Source organism: Nocardia sp. NPDC057353 (genome assembly GCF_042667085.1).
GTDB lineage: Bacteria > Actinomycetota > Actinomycetes > Mycobacteriales > Mycobacteriaceae > Nocardia.
In genome coordinates this window covers 1-13,801 of sequence record NZ_JBHVAK010000020.1, presented here as the reverse complement: position 1 = coordinate 13,801, position 13,801 = coordinate 1, and the positions used below count along the sequence as shown (strand labels likewise).

15 protein-coding genes are annotated in these 13,801 nt (G+C 71.1%); all 15 read left to right on the top strand.

Annotation, left to right across the window (positions count from 1 at the left end; translation table 11 throughout):
* The 15 genes from folB (at nucleotide 1) to ACFUUZ_RS12810 (ending at nucleotide 13,777) form a co-directional block, all read left to right on the top strand.
* Nucleotides 1-369, top strand: coding sequence for a dihydroneopterin aldolase (gene folB / locus ACFUUZ_RS12880; RefSeq protein ID WP_378695558.1), 369 nt, complete (start codon nucleotides 1-3; stop codon nucleotides 367-369).
* Nucleotides 366-893, top strand: coding sequence for a 2-amino-4-hydroxy-6-hydroxymethyldihydropteridine diphosphokinase (gene folK / locus ACFUUZ_RS12875; protein ID WP_378695556.1), 528 nt, complete (start codon nucleotides 366-368; stop codon nucleotides 891-893). Before folB ends, folK begins: the two co-directional genes overlap by 4 nt.
* 2 nt (nucleotides 894-895) lie before the next feature.
* The gene (locus tag ACFUUZ_RS12870; RefSeq protein ID WP_378695697.1) at nucleotides 896-1,366 is read left to right on the top strand and encodes a DUF3180 domain-containing protein; all 471 of its coding nucleotides are present in this window, start codon (nucleotides 896-898) and stop codon (nucleotides 1,364-1,366) included.
* 70 nt (nucleotides 1,367-1,436) lie between these two features.
* On the top strand, nucleotides 1,437-2,783 hold the full coding sequence (locus ACFUUZ_RS12865) for a DUF6779 domain-containing protein (protein ID WP_378695554.1): 1,347 nt from the start codon (nucleotides 1,437-1,439) through the stop codon (nucleotides 2,781-2,783).
* Between the two features lie 139 nt (nucleotides 2,784-2,922).
* A complete protein-coding gene (locus ACFUUZ_RS12860; protein ID WP_378695552.1) occupies nucleotides 2,923-3,852 on the top strand; it encodes a Rossmann-like and DUF2520 domain-containing protein in 930 nt (309 codons plus the stop codon).
* Nucleotides 3,852-4,775 (top strand): pantoate--beta-alanine ligase, encoded by a 924-nt coding sequence (gene panC / locus ACFUUZ_RS12855; protein ID WP_378695550.1) that lies wholly within the window; start codon nucleotides 3,852-3,854, stop codon nucleotides 4,773-4,775. Before ACFUUZ_RS12860 ends, panC begins: the two co-directional genes overlap by 1 nt.
* Before the next feature lie 17 nt (nucleotides 4,776-4,792).
* Nucleotides 4,793-5,212, top strand: a complete 420-nt coding sequence (panD, locus tag ACFUUZ_RS12850; RefSeq protein WP_357019940.1) for an aspartate 1-decarboxylase — start codon at nucleotides 4,793-4,795, stop codon at nucleotides 5,210-5,212.
* A gap of 1 nt (nucleotide 5,213) precedes the next feature.
* Complete coding sequence (locus ACFUUZ_RS12845) at nucleotides 5,214-6,008, top strand: type III pantothenate kinase (RefSeq protein ID WP_378695548.1); 795 nt, start codon at nucleotides 5,214-5,216, stop codon at nucleotides 6,006-6,008.
* 231 nt (nucleotides 6,009-6,239) lie between these two features.
* Nucleotides 6,240-6,776, top strand: a complete 537-nt coding sequence (locus ACFUUZ_RS12840) for a cysteine dioxygenase (RefSeq protein ID WP_378695546.1) — start codon at nucleotides 6,240-6,242, stop codon at nucleotides 6,774-6,776.
* A gap of 8 nt (nucleotides 6,777-6,784) precedes the next feature.
* Nucleotides 6,785-7,207 carry a rhodanese-like domain-containing protein gene (locus ACFUUZ_RS12835; protein WP_378695695.1) on the top strand — a complete coding sequence of 141 codons (423 nt, stop codon included), beginning with the start codon at nucleotides 6,785-6,787 and terminating at the stop codon, nucleotides 7,205-7,207.
* A 99-nt stretch (nucleotides 7,208-7,306) separates the two neighbouring features.
* The gene (gene lysS, locus ACFUUZ_RS12830) at nucleotides 7,307-8,773 is read left to right on the top strand and encodes a lysine--tRNA ligase (RefSeq protein WP_378695544.1); all 1,467 of its coding nucleotides are present in this window, start codon (nucleotides 7,307-7,309) and stop codon (nucleotides 8,771-8,773) included.
* A 114-nt stretch (nucleotides 8,774-8,887) separates the two neighbouring features.
* On the top strand, nucleotides 8,888-9,250 hold the full coding sequence (locus tag ACFUUZ_RS12825) for an Lsr2 family protein (protein WP_067647966.1): 363 nt from the start codon (nucleotides 8,888-8,890) through the stop codon (nucleotides 9,248-9,250).
* 167 nt (nucleotides 9,251-9,417) lie between these two features.
* Nucleotides 9,418-10,041, top strand: coding sequence for an FHA domain-containing protein (locus ACFUUZ_RS12820; RefSeq protein WP_378695541.1), 624 nt, complete (start codon nucleotides 9,418-9,420; stop codon nucleotides 10,039-10,041).
* Between the two features lie 98 nt (nucleotides 10,042-10,139).
* Nucleotides 10,140-10,649: a DUF1772 domain-containing protein gene (locus ACFUUZ_RS12815; RefSeq protein ID WP_378695539.1), complete on the top strand. Its 510-nt coding sequence runs from the start codon at nucleotides 10,140-10,142 to the stop codon at nucleotides 10,647-10,649.
* A gap of 572 nt (nucleotides 10,650-11,221) precedes the next feature.
* Nucleotides 11,222-13,777, top strand: a complete 2,556-nt coding sequence (locus ACFUUZ_RS12810) for an ATP-dependent Clp protease ATP-binding subunit (protein WP_378695537.1) — start codon at nucleotides 11,222-11,224, stop codon at nucleotides 13,775-13,777.
* Nucleotides 13,778-13,801 lie beyond the last annotated feature (24 nt).

Genomic DNA, 13,801 nt, shown 5'->3' with positions numbered 1-13,801 from the left:
GTGTCCGACCTCTCCCGCATCGAGCTGCGCGGTCTCACCGCCTTCGGCCGCCACGGCGTCTTCGAGTACGAGCGCAGGGACGGCCAGGACTTCGTCGTCGACCTGACGCTCTGGGTGGACTTCACCGCCGCCGCTGCCAGCGACGACCTCGCCGCCACCGTGGACTACGGCGCGCTGGCCCAGCGCGCGGTCGACATCGTGGCGGGGCCGCCGCGCAACCTGATCGAGACGGTGGTCACCGAGATCGCCGACGACGTGATGACCGACCCGAGGGTGCACGCCGTCGAGGTGGTGCTGCACAAGCCGTCCGCGCCGATCCCGCACACCTTCACCGACGTCAGGGTGGTCACCCGCCGGGAGCGCGGATGAGCCGCGCGGTGCTGTCGATCGGCTCCAACCTCGGCGACCGGCTCGGCGCCCTGCGCGCGGTGGTCGCCGGGTTCGGGGACCGGGTCACCGCGGTCTCCCCGGTGTACCGGACGGCGCCGTGGGGCGGGGTCGAGCAGGAGGACTTCCTGAACGCCGTGCTGCTCGCCGATGACCCCGCCTACGAGCCCGCCGCCTGGCTGCGGCACGGCGCCGCGCTGGAGGACGCCGCGGGCCGGGTGCGCGCGGTGCACTGGGGGCCGCGCAGCCTCGATGTCGACGTGGTGTGGTGCGGCACCGCGGCGGGGCCGGTGCACAGCGCCGACCCCTGGCTCACGCTGCCGCACCCGCAGGCGCACCGCCGCGCCTTCGTCCTGGTGCCCTGGCTCGATGTCGAGCCCGCGGCGGTGCTCACGGCCGACGGCGCGACCAGGCCGGTGCGCGAGTGGCTGGCCGCGCTCGACCCCGGCGAGCGGGACGGCGTGCACCGCACCGGCGACGACCTCGGAGCGGCGGGGTCGCGGTGAAGCTGAAACCGGCCAGGGTCTTCGACCTGGTGGTCACCGTGCTGACCGCCGCCATCGCCACCTGGATCGTCACCAGGGTCGCGTACGGGCGATTTCCGCCGATCTCGGTATTCGCGGGTGCGTCGCTGTACCCGGTGGCCGCGATCGAGGTCGCGCTGGCCTTCGTGATCAGGCAGCGGGTGCAGGACGACCGGATCGGCGCGGGGCCGCGCAGGCTGCACCCGATCACCGCGGCGCGCGCGGTCGCGCTCGCGAAGGCATCGATTCAGGTGGGTGCGCTGGTCTCCGGGATCTGGCTCGGCTTCCTGCTCTGGGTCTTCCCGCAGCGCGGCACGCTGCGGGCCGCCGCCGACGATGCCCCGAGCGCGGTGGTCGGCTTGGTCGCCGGGCTCTGCCTGCTGGCGGCGGCGCTGTGGCTCGAGTATTGCTGCCGCGCCCCCGACGATCCCACCGACGACGCAGCAACTACTTAGCAAACGTTTTGAATGGAAATAATACCGCGGGCGGTGTTCGGCGCAGGTCAACCCGGCTACCCTTGCGGGCATGGTTTCACCCTCCCGTAGCAGCGCTTCCCGTCGACGGCGGGATGATGCGGGAAAGTACTTCGTCGGCGCCCTGATCCTGCTCGGACTGGTTGCCAGTATTTTTCTGGTCTTCAGCAACAGCCTGCAGTACGTCCGGGTCGGGCTGGTCGCCGCGCTCTGGGCGGCGGCGATCGGCGCGCTCGCGGCCACCCGCTACCGCAAGGAATCCTCGGTCGACCGGGCCAAGGTTCACGATCTGCAGACCGTCTACGAACTGCAGCTGGAGCGCGAGGTCTCGGCGCGGCGCGAGTACGAGCTCGGCGTCGAGGCCAGGGTCAGGCACGAGGTCGGGGCGGACGCCGCCGAGCTGGCCGCGCTCCGCGGCGAGCTGGCGGTGCTGCGCACCAATCTGCAGCGGCTCTTCGACGGCGATCTGCCCGGGCAACGCCCCGCGCTGCACGCCGACGCCACCCGGGTGCCGGAACTTCCCGGCGGGGCCGCGGGCGCGGCGAACGGTAGCTCGTCGAATGCCGAGTGGCCGACCCCGATCTTCGAGCCGGGCCACCCGGCCTCCCCGAGCTTCGCCACCCCCTTCGACGAGCCGGTCACCGCCGAGACCGCGACCGTGCCCGAGGAGGACCAGGGCCGCTCCGGCGGCTGGTCGGGCGCCTTCACCGAGGCACCCGCCGACCCGCCGCACGGCTCCACCGTCTGGTCCCCGCCCGGGCAGGGCGGGGAGCCGCCCAAGTGGCCGTGGGAGGTCAAGCCGGGCGCCGACGACGCCGCGGGGCGCCGCGCCCCCGGCCCGGACGACGACACCGACACCGGCCCGCAGCGCGCGGTGCCGCCGCGGCTGAGCAGGCCGGGCGGTACGGCCGCCGCGCCGGGCAAGCAGGCGGGCGGGCAGCCGTTCGTGGCTCCGCAGGCAGGGGCGGGGTCGCCCGCAGGCGCGACAGCGCAGTCGCCCGCGAGCAAGCCCGCGGCCGGGAAAGCGTCCGGTGGCGCGACAGCGCAGGCCCCCGCCGGTCCGCGGCTCACCGCGGCCCCCGACCCGCTCTCCGGCCCCACCACCGGCCCGGTGGTGAACCCCGCCCGCGCCTCGGTCGGCACCCCGACCTCGGCGGTCTCCGGCTCGCCCGTCGCCCCCGAGCCCGCCGCCACCTCCACCTACGGCCTGCCGAGCACCCCGCCCGCCGACCCGGCGGATCCCGCCGCTGCGCCGGGCCGCGGCGCGGGCGGCGCGATCGGCACCCCGAGCGCGCGCCGCCGCCGCAGGGCCGACACCGAGGAGGACTCCGCCACCCGGCGGCTCTCGGTCGCGGAGATCATGGCCAACCTGCAGTCGGAGCAGAAGCGCGGGAGCTGACGCCGCCGGGGTGCGACAGATCACCCCCGCACCCCGTGGCGTGCGCTCCGCACCGCTCTATATCCTCGTCTCGTACCGTCCGGTACCCGCCAAGCGGGACTGGAACGACATCGAGAGGACAGTGTTGACCTCGAGAAGCGTGGATTCTGCTGCCACGCCCGGCTTCGACCCCGCGCCCGCACGCCTGACGGTGGGAATCGTCTCGGCGGGACGCGTCGGTTCGGCCATGGGCGCGGCGCTCGAGCGCGCCGGGCACGTGGTGTTCGGCGTGACCGCCATCTCCGGCGCCTCCGTGCGGCGCGCGACGGAGCGGCTGCCCGACTCCGAGATCCTCCCCGCGGAGCAGGTCGCGGCCCGCAGCGAGCTGCTGCTGCTCGCCGTGCCGGACGCCGAGCTGCCCGGCCTGGTAGCCGGGCTGGCCGCGGCGGGCGCGGTGCGGCCGGGCACGATCGTGGCGCACACCTCCGGCGCGAACGGCATCGCGGTGCTCGCCCCGCTCACCGAGCTCGGCGCGCTGCCGCTCGCCATCCACCCCGCCATGACCTTCACCGGCCACGACGAGGACCTGTCCCGGCTCGGCAATGCCTGCTTCGGCATCACCGCCGCCGACGAGGTAGGCCACGCCATCGCGCAGTCGCTGGTGATCGAGATGGGCGGCGAGCCGGTCCGGGTGCCCGAGGAGCACCGCGCGCTCTACCACGCCGCGCTGGCGCACGGCAGCAACCACCTGGTGACCGTGGTCCTCGACGCCGTCGACGCACTCCGCGCCGCGCTCTCCGGCCCCGGCCTGCTCGGCCAGCAGGCCGTCGACGGGCAGCCAGGCGGGCTGCCGGAGCGGCTGCTCGCCCCGCTCGCCTCGGCCGCGCTGGACAACGCGCTGCGCCGCGGCCAGGCGGCGCTCACCGGCCCGGTCGCCCGCGGCGACGCGGACGCCGTCGCCGCGCACCTCACCGCGCTCGCCGCGGCCGACCCCAGGATCGCCGACGGCTACCGCGCGCTCTCGCTGCGCACCGCGCAGCGCGCCCGCTCCGCCCCCGCCCTGCTCGAGTTACTGGAAGGACGTCGCTGATGGACCCGAGGCTGCGCGGAACCTACCGCCCCGGTCAGCTCACCGTGCACCACGACCCCGCGGTGCTCGGCACGGTGGCGCGCGCGCTGCGCGGGGTCGGCCGCACGGTCGCGCTGGTGCCGACCATGGGCGCGCTGCACGAGGGGCACCTGGAGCTGGTGCGCCGGGCCAAGCGCACCAACCAGGTGGTGATCGTCTCGATCTTCGTCAACCCGCTGCAGTTCGGCGCGAACGAGGACCTGGACCGCTACCCGCGCACCCTGGACGCCGACGTGGAGCTGCTCCGCGGTGAGGGCGTCGAGCTGGTCTTCGCCCCGTCGGCGGCCGCGATGTACCCGGACGGCCCGCGCACCACCGTGCAGCCGGGCCCGATCGGCGCCGAGCTGGAGGGCGCCACCCGCCCCGGGCACTTCGCGGGCATGCTCACCGTGGTCGCCAAGCTGCTGCAGATCGCGCGGCCGAGCGAGGCCTTCTTCGGCGAGAAGGACTACCAGCAGCTCACCCTGATCCGCGAGATGGTGCGCGACCTGAACTTCGACACCGCCGTCATCGCGGTGCCGACGGTGCGCGAGCCGGACGGTCTCGCGCTCTCCTCGCGCAACCGCTACCTCGATGCCGCGCAGCGGGATTCGGCACTCGCGCTCTCCGCGGCGCTGGCCGCGGGCAGCCACGCGGGCGGGCTCGGCGGCGCCGCCGTGCTGGAAGCGGCGCGCGGCGTGCTCGCCGCCGCCGGCGGCGTCGAGCCGATCTACCTGGAGCTGCGCTCCGCCGGGCTCGGCCCCGCGCCGGAGTCCGGCCGGGCCAGGCTGCTGGTCGCCGCGCAGGTCGGCGCCACCCGCCTCATCGACAACGTCGCCGTCACGCTCGGCGCCCCGATCGACGGCCACCCCACCACCCCCGCGGCCACGGCGTCCGCGCAGTAGAGAGAGGCGACGACGCGATGTTGCGCACCATGATGAAGTCCAAGATCCACCGGGCCACCGTGACCCACGCCGATCTGCACTACGTCGGCTCGGTCACCGTCGACCAGGACCTGCTCGACGCCGCCGACCTGCTCGAGGGCGAGCAGGTCTGCATCGTCGACATCGACAACGGCGCCCGGCTGGAGACCTACGTGATCGCGGGCGAGCGCGGGTCCGGGGTGATCGGCATCAATGGCGCCGCCGCGCACCTGGTGCACCCCGGTGACCTGGTGATCCTCATCGCCTACGGGATGATGGACGAGGCCGAGGTGCGTGCCTACACCCCGCGCGTCGTCTTCGTCGACGACCGGAACCGGGCCATCGAGCTCGGCTCCGACCCGGCGCACGCGCCGGAGGGCTCCGGGCTGCTCACCCCGCGCACCCTGACCACCGCCTGACATGCTGCTCGCCGTCGACGTCCGCACCACGAGCACCGAGCTCGGGCTCTTCTCCGGCAGCGGCGGGCACGCGAGCCTGGTCCGGCACTGGCGGCTGCGCACCGACCCGCTGATGACCGCCGACGAGTTCGCCATGTACCTGCGCGGGCTGGTCGGGGAGCGGCTCGGCGAGGTGGTCGGGGTGGTCGCGCTCTCGACCGTGCCGCCGGTGCTGCGCGAGCTGCGCACCATGCTGGAGCGGTACTACGACCACGTCGCGCACGTGGTGGTCGAGCCGGGGGTGCGCACCGGCATCCCGCTGCTGGTGGACAACCCCAAGGAGATCGGCGCGGACCGGATCGTGAACGCCCTGGCCGCCTACCACCGGTACGAGGGCGCCGCGATCGTGGTCGACTTCGGCACCGCCACCACCGTCGACCTGGTCTCCGCCAAGGGCGAGTTCCTCGGCGGCGTGCTCGCCCCCGGCGTGGAGATCGCGAGCGAGGCGCTGATCGAGCGGGCCGCGCTGCGCCGGGTGGAGCTGGCCAGGCCGCGCGGCGTGGTCGGCAAGAACACCGTCGAGGCGATCCAGTCCGGGGCGGTCTTCGGCTTCGCCGGGCTGGTGGACGGGCTGATCGACCGGATCCGGGACGAGGTCGACGCCTTCGCGGGCAGCGACGTCACGGTGGTCGCCACCGGCGCGATCGCGCCGCTCATCGTGCCCGAGTCGGAGACCGTCGACCACTACGAGCCGCACCTCACGCTGACCGGGCTGCGCCTCGTCTACGAGCGCAATCAACAGCGGAAGCGGGGCTGACGTGGCCGAGCGCACAGCCGCTGGTGCCGCCCCCGCGGCGCTGCTAAGCTGACCGCCGTGATCACCGGCATGCGCGCCCAGGAGTGTTGTCGAGGCTGACCGCCTCGACCGTTCGAGGCATCGCGCCCTCGACCGATCACGACTTCTGGAGATCCGCTCGTGCGTTCTTCCGTTCTCTCCTTGCCTCGCTCGTACACCGCGGCCCGTGACGCCAGATCCGCGCTGCCGCCGGTGGACCGTCCGACGGCCTCCGCCCTCCCCACCCGGCTGCGCCCGGCCGACCTGCTCCGCCTCACCGACGAGGGCGCCGAGGACGTGCTGGCCGGCCGGTACGACCAGCTGCTCCCGTACGGCGGGCAGTGGCCCGTCGAGGAGCGCTGGGCCTGCAGGCTGAGCTCCGACGACGAGGTCGACGTCTGGCTGATCAGCTGGACGCCGGGCAAGTCCACCGAGCTGCACGACCACGCCGGTTCGCTCGGCGCGCTCACCGTGCTCAGCGGCGCGCTCGCCGAATACCGGTGGAACGGAAGCGAACTGCGGCACCGCACGCTGGAGGCGGGCGACCAGGGGTCGTTTCCGATCGGCTGGGTGCACGACGTCATGCGCGCCCCGGAGGCGCCCGCCGCCGACCCCGCCACCGAACCGACGCTGAGCGTGCACGCGTACTCGCCGCCGCTCACCGCCATGTCCTACTACGAGGTGACCGGCCACGGCACCCTGCGCCGCACCCGTACCGTCCTCACCGACCAGCCCGAAGGTGATATCTGATGGCCAAGCTGACCATCGAGCAGATGCTGCAGAACGCCCGCGCCCGGCTGCGCAGGCTGCACTCGCACGAGTACCCGGCCGCGCTGGAGCGCGGCGCCGTCCCGGTCGACATCCGGCCGCAGGCCCAGCGGGCCAGGGAGGGCGCGCTGCCCGGCGCGCTGGTGATCGAGCGCAATGTCCTGGAGTGGCGGCTCGACCCGAGCAGCTCCGCCCGGATCGCGCTCGCCACCGACCACGACGTGGAATGGGTCATCGTCTGCTCCGAGGGGTACACCTCCAGCCTGGCCGCCGCCGCGCTGCAGGAGCTGGGGCTGCGCAACGCCACCGACCTGGCCGGCGGCTACCGGGGCCTGGAGGCGGCGGGGCTGCTGCACGCCGGAATTCGGACCCCGCACTTCGCCAGGGAGGTCGCCTCGCTGGCGACGCTCTGAATTATCGTAGTTCCGCGGCCCCGGCTAGGGTTGGGGCTTGTGAGCACCGCGAACAAGTCATCGGCAGTGGGGTCCGCTGATCCCGACGTACCCGAGCAGATGCGTATTCGCCGCGAGAAGCGGGAGCGGCTGCTCGCCGAGGGGCGCGAGCCCTATCCGGTTATCGTGCCGCGCACGCACACGCTGGCCGAAATCCGGGCCGCCTATCCCGAGCTGGAAGCCGATACCGCGACCGGGCTGCACGCCGGGGTCGCCGGGCGCGTCATTTTCCTGCGCAATACCGGCAAACTCTGCTTCGCGCAGCTGCAGGAGGGCGACGGCACCAAGCTGCAGGCGATGATCAGCCTGAACGGGGTCGGCGCGGATTCGCTCGCCGCCTGGAAGGCCGATGTGGATCTCGGCGATTTCGTCTTCGTGCACGGCGAGGTGATCTCCTCGCGCAGTGGCGAATTGAGCATCATGGCCGATTCCTGGTCGATCTCGGCGAAGGCGCTGCGGCCCCTGCCGGTGGCGCACAAGGAGCTCAGCGAGGAATCCAGGGTGCGGCAGCGCTACGTGGATCTCGTGGTGCGCCCGGAGGCGCGGCACAATGCCCGCACGCGGGTCGCGGTGGTGCGCGCGCTGCGCGCCGCGCTGGAGCGCCGCGGCTTCCTCGAGGTCGAGACGCCGATGCTGCAGACGCTGCACGGCGGCGCCGCCGCGCGCCCCTTCGTGACCCACTCGAACGCCCTCGACATGGACCTCTACCTGCGTATCGCGCCGGAATTGTTCCTGAAGCGCTGCGTGGTCGGCGGCCTGGAGAAGGTCTTCGAGATCAACCGCAACTTCCGCAACGAGGGCGCCGACTCCACGCATTCCCCGGAGTTCGCGATGCTGGAAACCTACGAGGCATACGGCACCTACGACGAGTCGGCCCGGATGATCCGGGAATTGGTGCAGGAAGTGGCGCAGGAGGCGCTCGGCACCCAGCGGGTGATCCTGGCCGACGGCACCGAATACGACCTGTCCGGGGAGTGGACCACGGTCGAGATGTATCCCTCGCTCTCCGACGCGCTCGGCACCGAGATCACGCCGGAAACCACGGTGGCGGAATTGATCGGCCACGCCGAGCGGGTCGGGCTGGAAATTCCGCAGGGCAAGGGCTACGGCCACGGCAAACTCGTCGAGGAACTCTGGGAACACACCTACGGCGACAAGCTCTACGCCCCGACTTTCGTGCGGGACTTCCCGGTGGAGACGTCGCCGCTCACCCGGGAGCACCGCACCCGCGCCGGCGTCACCGAGAAGTGGGATCTGTATGTCCGCGGCTTCGAGCTGGCTACCGGATATTCGGAGTTGGTCGATCCGGTGATCCAGCGGGAACGCTTCGTGGATCAGGCGCGGCTGGCCGCTCAGGGCGACGACGAAGCGATGGTTCTGGACGAGGACTTCCTCGCCGCGATGGAACACGGGATGCCGCCGACCACCGGAACTGGCATGGGAATCGACCGGTTGTTGATGGCGCTCACCGGCCTCGGAATCCGGGAAACGATACTCTTCCCAATTGTGCGACCGGTCACCCGCTGAGCCGTTCGTTTGCATGTAGGTTGCCGTCTTGGAATTCTGTGAATTCGAGGTATTCTTGCCTCGGGTATTCGGCCTGGCACCTGGGTCGCACGATTTCGAGAGGACGTTCATCTCATGGCAAAGAAGGTCACAGTTAGCCTGATCGATGATGTCGACGGTGAGTCCATCGCGGACGAGACCATCGAGTTCGCAATCGATGGGGTGTCGTACGAGATCGATCTGTCGACGACGAATGCGGCGAAGCTGCGCGACGGGCTGGAGGAGTGGGTTTCGAGTGCGCGCCGGGTGAGCGGACGGCGTCGGGTGAAGGCGGCCGCCACCGGTGCGACGGCCGCCCCGAAGAACCGCGTTCCGATCGATCGCGAACAAAGCGCGGCAATTCGCGAGTGGGCGCGCCGGAACGGCCACAAGGTTTCCGCCCGCGGCCGGATCTCGGCCGACATCACGGACGCCTACAACAAGGCTGCCAAGGCCTGAGCACGCCGGTGACGAGCCGCTGCCAGGGTGAATCGTGCGACACTCCGGCAGCGGCTCGTCCTCGTCCCGGCGGTAAATCTTGCTCAGGAGACCTCGGAGGCGGCACCATGAGAGCCGTTGTGTGACCGTCGTCGGCGGTACCGGGGAGAGATGAGGTAGCGGGCGCGGTGACCGGAAGCGGCGGCTCATTCCTGCGTTTCACCGACGACACCGGGCGCCAGCACGAGCTGGAGCTCGCTGCGGCGAACGAGCGGATCACCATCGGCAGGGCTCCGCAGGCCGACGTGGTGCTGAGCTGGGACGCGGAGGTGTCCAGGCTGCACGCCGCGGTCGAGTACCTCGGTTCGCAGTGGACCATCGTCGACGACGGGCTCTCCCGCAACGGCACCTTCGTCAACGGCGAGCGGCTGGTCGGCAGGCGCAGGCTGATGGCGGGCGACCGGATCAGGATGGGCACCTCGCTGCTCTCCTTCCACGACTTCACCGGCGGGGTGGACGACGCCACCCGCACCTCCACCGCCGCCATCCCCACGCTGCGCTCGCTCACCGAGACCCAGCGCTCGGTGCTGGTGGCGCTGTGCAGGCCGTACAAGAACGGCACCGGCTTCGCGACCCCGGCATCCAACCAGCAGATCGCCGAGGAGCTCTTCCTCAGCGTCGACGCCATCAAGACCCACCTGCGGGCGCTCTTCGCCAAGTTCGGGGTGGAGGACCTGCCGCAGAACCAGAAGCGGGTGCGGCTGGCCGCGCTGGCCATGCAGAGCGGGCTGATCTCGGACCGGGACCTGTAGACGATCCGGTAGGTGCCCGAGCGTCCGGCGTATGTCGCCGAGGCCCGCGCGGCGGTTGACTCGAAGTCGGAAGGTTTCCCCACCGGCAGGAGAGTCACATGATCGGCATTCGGATCGCCGCCCTGGTCGCCGCGGTCGTCGGCACCGGCCTGGTCGCGGGGGTGTTCTACGCCTACGCCATCTCGGTGATGCCCGCGCTGCGGCAGACCGGGGACCGGGTGATCCTCGACGTCATGCAGCGGGTGAACGTCGTCATCGTCAATCCGTGGTTCCTCGCCGCGTTCCTCGGGAGCGTCGGATTCACCGGGCTCGCCGCGGCGCTGCACCTCGGCTCCGGGCAGCGGGCGGTGCTGCTCTGGATCGCAATCGGACTGGCGCTCAACGTGTTCGCATTCGCGGTCACGGTCGCGCTGAACGTTCCGCTGAACACCATGCTGGAAGCGGCGGGCGACGTGAACTCGATGGCCGACCCGGCCGCCGTGCGCGCCGAATACGAATCCCCGTGGGTGCGTTGGAATGTACTGCGCGCGGTTCTGCACACGGCCGCGTTCGCGGTGCTCTGCGGCGCGCTCTTCGTCGCCGGAATTCGGCACGCCGAGCACGGCTGAGCGCGGTATACCGATTGCGGCAGAGACGTTTTCGACTGGAACAGTGTTGCCGAACCGCGGCGCGGGCGCATTTCCGGCCCGCGCCGCTTTCGTGCGCGGCTGTATTTTCGGCGGGGCGGCGTCGGTGCCCGGCGCGTATTCGGCGGGGCGGGGCGGACGGCGCGCGCGGCAATTTCTGCCGGGGCGCCGCGCCCGGTGTCGGGTGTGCCGGAAATTCCGCCGACCCGTCCGGCCCGTCCCCGACCGGGCACCGGGGAACGATCCGGCCGGTCCCGGCGTTACACCGGCGACAGCAGCAGGCCGCGCGGCGCGGCCCGGCCCCCGACCCCGGCCGGCCCCCCGTTCGCTCACAGCGGAACGGGGGCGGAAACGATTCCCCGACCCGCGGCGTTGGCAAGGATGACGATCGAGTCACCCGGCCGCAATAAGGTGGACCGGAAGCGACACGACCCCCCGCCAACTAGAGTGGAGGCGGGGGCTGCGAGCCCCGGGCTTCATGGCAGGCTGACGTCACACCAGTCCAGCTGGAAGCGTCGATCGCCGGAATGTCGGAGCAGGAGAGTGAGGGAGCGATGTTCGAGAGGTTCACCGACCGCGCGAGGCGTGTCGTGGTCCTGGCCCAGGAAGAGGCCAGGATGCTCAACCACAACTACATCGGCACCGAGCACATCCTGCTTGGGTTGATCCACGAGGGCGAGGGCGTCGCCGCCAAGTCCCTGGAATCGCTCGGCATTTCGCTCGAGGGTGTCCGCAGCCAGGTGGAGGAGATCATCGGCCAGGGCCAGCAGGCCCCGTCCGGGCACATCCCGTTCACCCCGCGCGCCAAGAAGGTGCTGGAGCTGAGCCTGCGCGAGGCGCTGCAGCTCGGTCACAACTACATCGGCACCGAGCACATCCTGCTCGGGCTCATCCGCGAGGGTGAGGGCGTCGCCGCCCAGGTGCTGGTCAAGCTGGGTGCCGACCTCAACCGGGTGCGTCAGCAGGTCATCCAGCTGCTCTCCGGCTACCAGGGTGGCAAGGAGGCCGTCGAGTCCGGCACCCGCGGCGAGACCGGCACCCCGTCCACCTCGCTGGTGCTCGACCAGTTCGGCCGCAACCTGACCCAGGCCGCCCTGGAGGGCAAGCTGGATCCGGTGATCGGCCGGGCCAAGGAGATCGAGCGGGTCATGCAGGTGCTGAGCCGCCGCACCAAGAACAACCCGGTGCTGATCGGCGAGCCCGGCGTCGGCAAGACCGCCGTCGTCGAGGGGCTGGCCCAGGCCATCGTCAACGGCGAGGTGCCGGAGACGCTCAAGGACAAGCAGCTCTACACCCTCGACCTGGGCTCCCTGGTCGCGGGCAGCCGCTACCGCGGTGATTTCGAGGAGCGCCTGAAGAAGGTGCTCAAGGAGATCAACACCCGCGGCGACATCATCCTGTTCATCGACGAGCTGCACACCCTGGTCGGGGCGGGCGCGGCCGAGGGCGCCATCGACGCGGCCTCGATCCTGAAGCCGAAGCTCGCTCGTGGTGAACTCCAGACGATCGGCGCCACCACCCTCGACGAGTACCGCAAGTACATCGAGAAGGACGCCGCCCTGGAGCGCCGGTTCCAGCCGGTCCAGGTGGGCGAGCCGACCGTCGAGCACACCATCAACATCCTCAAGGGGCTGCGCGACCGGTACGAGGCGCACCACCGCGTCTCCATCACCGACGGCGCCCTTGTCGCCGCCGCCACCCTGGCCGACCGGTACATCAACGACCGGTTCCTCCCGGACAAGGCGATCGACCTGATCGACGAGGCGGGCGCGCGGATGCGCATCCGCCGGATGACCGCGCCGCCGGATCTCCGCGAGTTCGACGACAAGATCGCCGACGCGCGCCGGGAGAAGGAGTCCGCGATCGACGCGCAGGACTTCGAGAAGGCCGCGCGGCTGCGCGACAAGGAGAAGCAGCTCGTCGCCAAGCGCGCCGAGCGGGAGAAGCAGTGGCGCTCGGGTGACCTGGACGTCGTCGCCGAGGTGGACGACGAGCAGATCGCCGAGGTGCTGGCGAACTGGACCGGCATCCCGGTCTTCAAGCTCACCGAGGAGGAGACCACCCGGCTGCTCCGCATGGAGGACGAGCTGCACAAGCGGATCATCGGCCAGGAGGACGCGGTCAAGGCCGTCTCCAAGGCGATCCGCCGCACCCGCGCCGGGCTGAAGGACCCCAAGCGGCCCTCGGGCTCGTTCATCTTCGCCGGCCCGTCCGGCGTGGGTAAGACCGAGCTCTCCAAGGCGCTGGCGAACTTCCTCTTCGGCGACGACGACGCGCTCATCCAGATCGACATGGGCGAGTTCCACGACCGCTTCACCGCCTCGCGGCTCTTCGGTGCCCCTCCCGGGTACGTGGGGTACGAGGAGGGCGGCCAGCTGACCGAGAAGGTGCGGCGCAAGCCGTTCTCGGTGGTGCTGTTCGACGAGATCGAGAAGGCGCACCAGGAGATCTACAACACCCTCCTGCAGGTGCTCGAAGACGGCAGGCTCACCGACGGCCAGGGCCGCACGGTCGACTTCAAGAACACCGTGCTCATCTTCACCTCGAACCTCGGCACCTCGGACATCTCCAAGGCGGTCGGGCTCGGCTTCGCGCAGTCCAACAACGCGGGGTCGAACTACGAGCGGATGAAGCTCAAGGTCAACGACGAGCTGAAGAAGCACTTCCGCCCGGAGTTCCTGAACCGCATCGACGACGTGATCGTCTTCCACCAGCTCACCAGCGAGCAGATCGTCGAGATGGTGGACCTGATGGTCAACCGCGTCGCCACCCAGCTGCGGAACAAGGACATGGGGATCGAGCTCACCCCGCAGGCCAAGAGCCTGCTGGCCAAGCGCGGGTTCGACCCGGTGCTCGGGGCTCGGCCGCTGCGCCGCACCATCCAGCGCGAGATCGAGGATCAGCTGTCCGAGAAGATCCTCTTCGGGGAGATCGGGGCCGGGCAGACGATCGTCGTCGACGTCGAGGGTTGGGACGGCGAGGGGACCGGTGAGGATGCCAAGTTCACCTTCGCCGGGAAGGCCAAGTTGACCAAGTCGGTCGACGAGAAGCCGGAGGTTGTTCTCACCGGGGCCGGTGAGGGTTCTTCCGCCGAAGCGTCCGGCGAGTAGTTCCTACTCGGGAAAGGCCCGCTC

Excerpts from the sequence above, each read along its gene's own strand:
- panC (WP_378695550.1), top strand. The coding sequence starts at position 3,852 with ATGGACCCGAGGCTGCGCGGAACCTACCGCCCCGGTCAGCTCACCGTG.
- ACFUUZ_RS12810 (WP_378695537.1), top strand. The coding sequence starts at position 11,222 with ATGTTCGAGAGGTTCACCGACCGCGCGAGGCGTGTCGTGGTCCTGGCC.
- folK (WP_378695556.1), top strand. The coding sequence starts at position 366 with ATGAGCCGCGCGGTGCTGTCGATCGGCTCCAACCTCGGCGACCGGCTC.
- ACFUUZ_RS12845 (WP_378695548.1), top strand. The coding sequence starts at position 5,214 with ATGCTGCTCGCCGTCGACGTCCGCACCACGAGCACCGAGCTCGGGCTC.
- ACFUUZ_RS12815 (WP_378695539.1), top strand. The coding sequence starts at position 10,140 with ATGATCGGCATTCGGATCGCCGCCCTGGTCGCCGCGGTCGTCGGCACC.
- ACFUUZ_RS12865 (WP_378695554.1), top strand. The coding sequence starts at position 1,437 with ATGGTTTCACCCTCCCGTAGCAGCGCTTCCCGTCGACGGCGGGATGAT.
- lysS (WP_378695544.1), top strand. The coding sequence starts at position 7,307 with ATGCGTATTCGCCGCGAGAAGCGGGAGCGGCTGCTCGCCGAGGGGCGC.
- ACFUUZ_RS12825 (WP_067647966.1), top strand. The coding sequence starts at position 8,888 with ATGGCAAAGAAGGTCACAGTTAGCCTGATCGATGATGTCGACGGTGAG.
- panD (WP_357019940.1), top strand. The coding sequence starts at position 4,793 with ATGTTGCGCACCATGATGAAGTCCAAGATCCACCGGGCCACCGTGACC.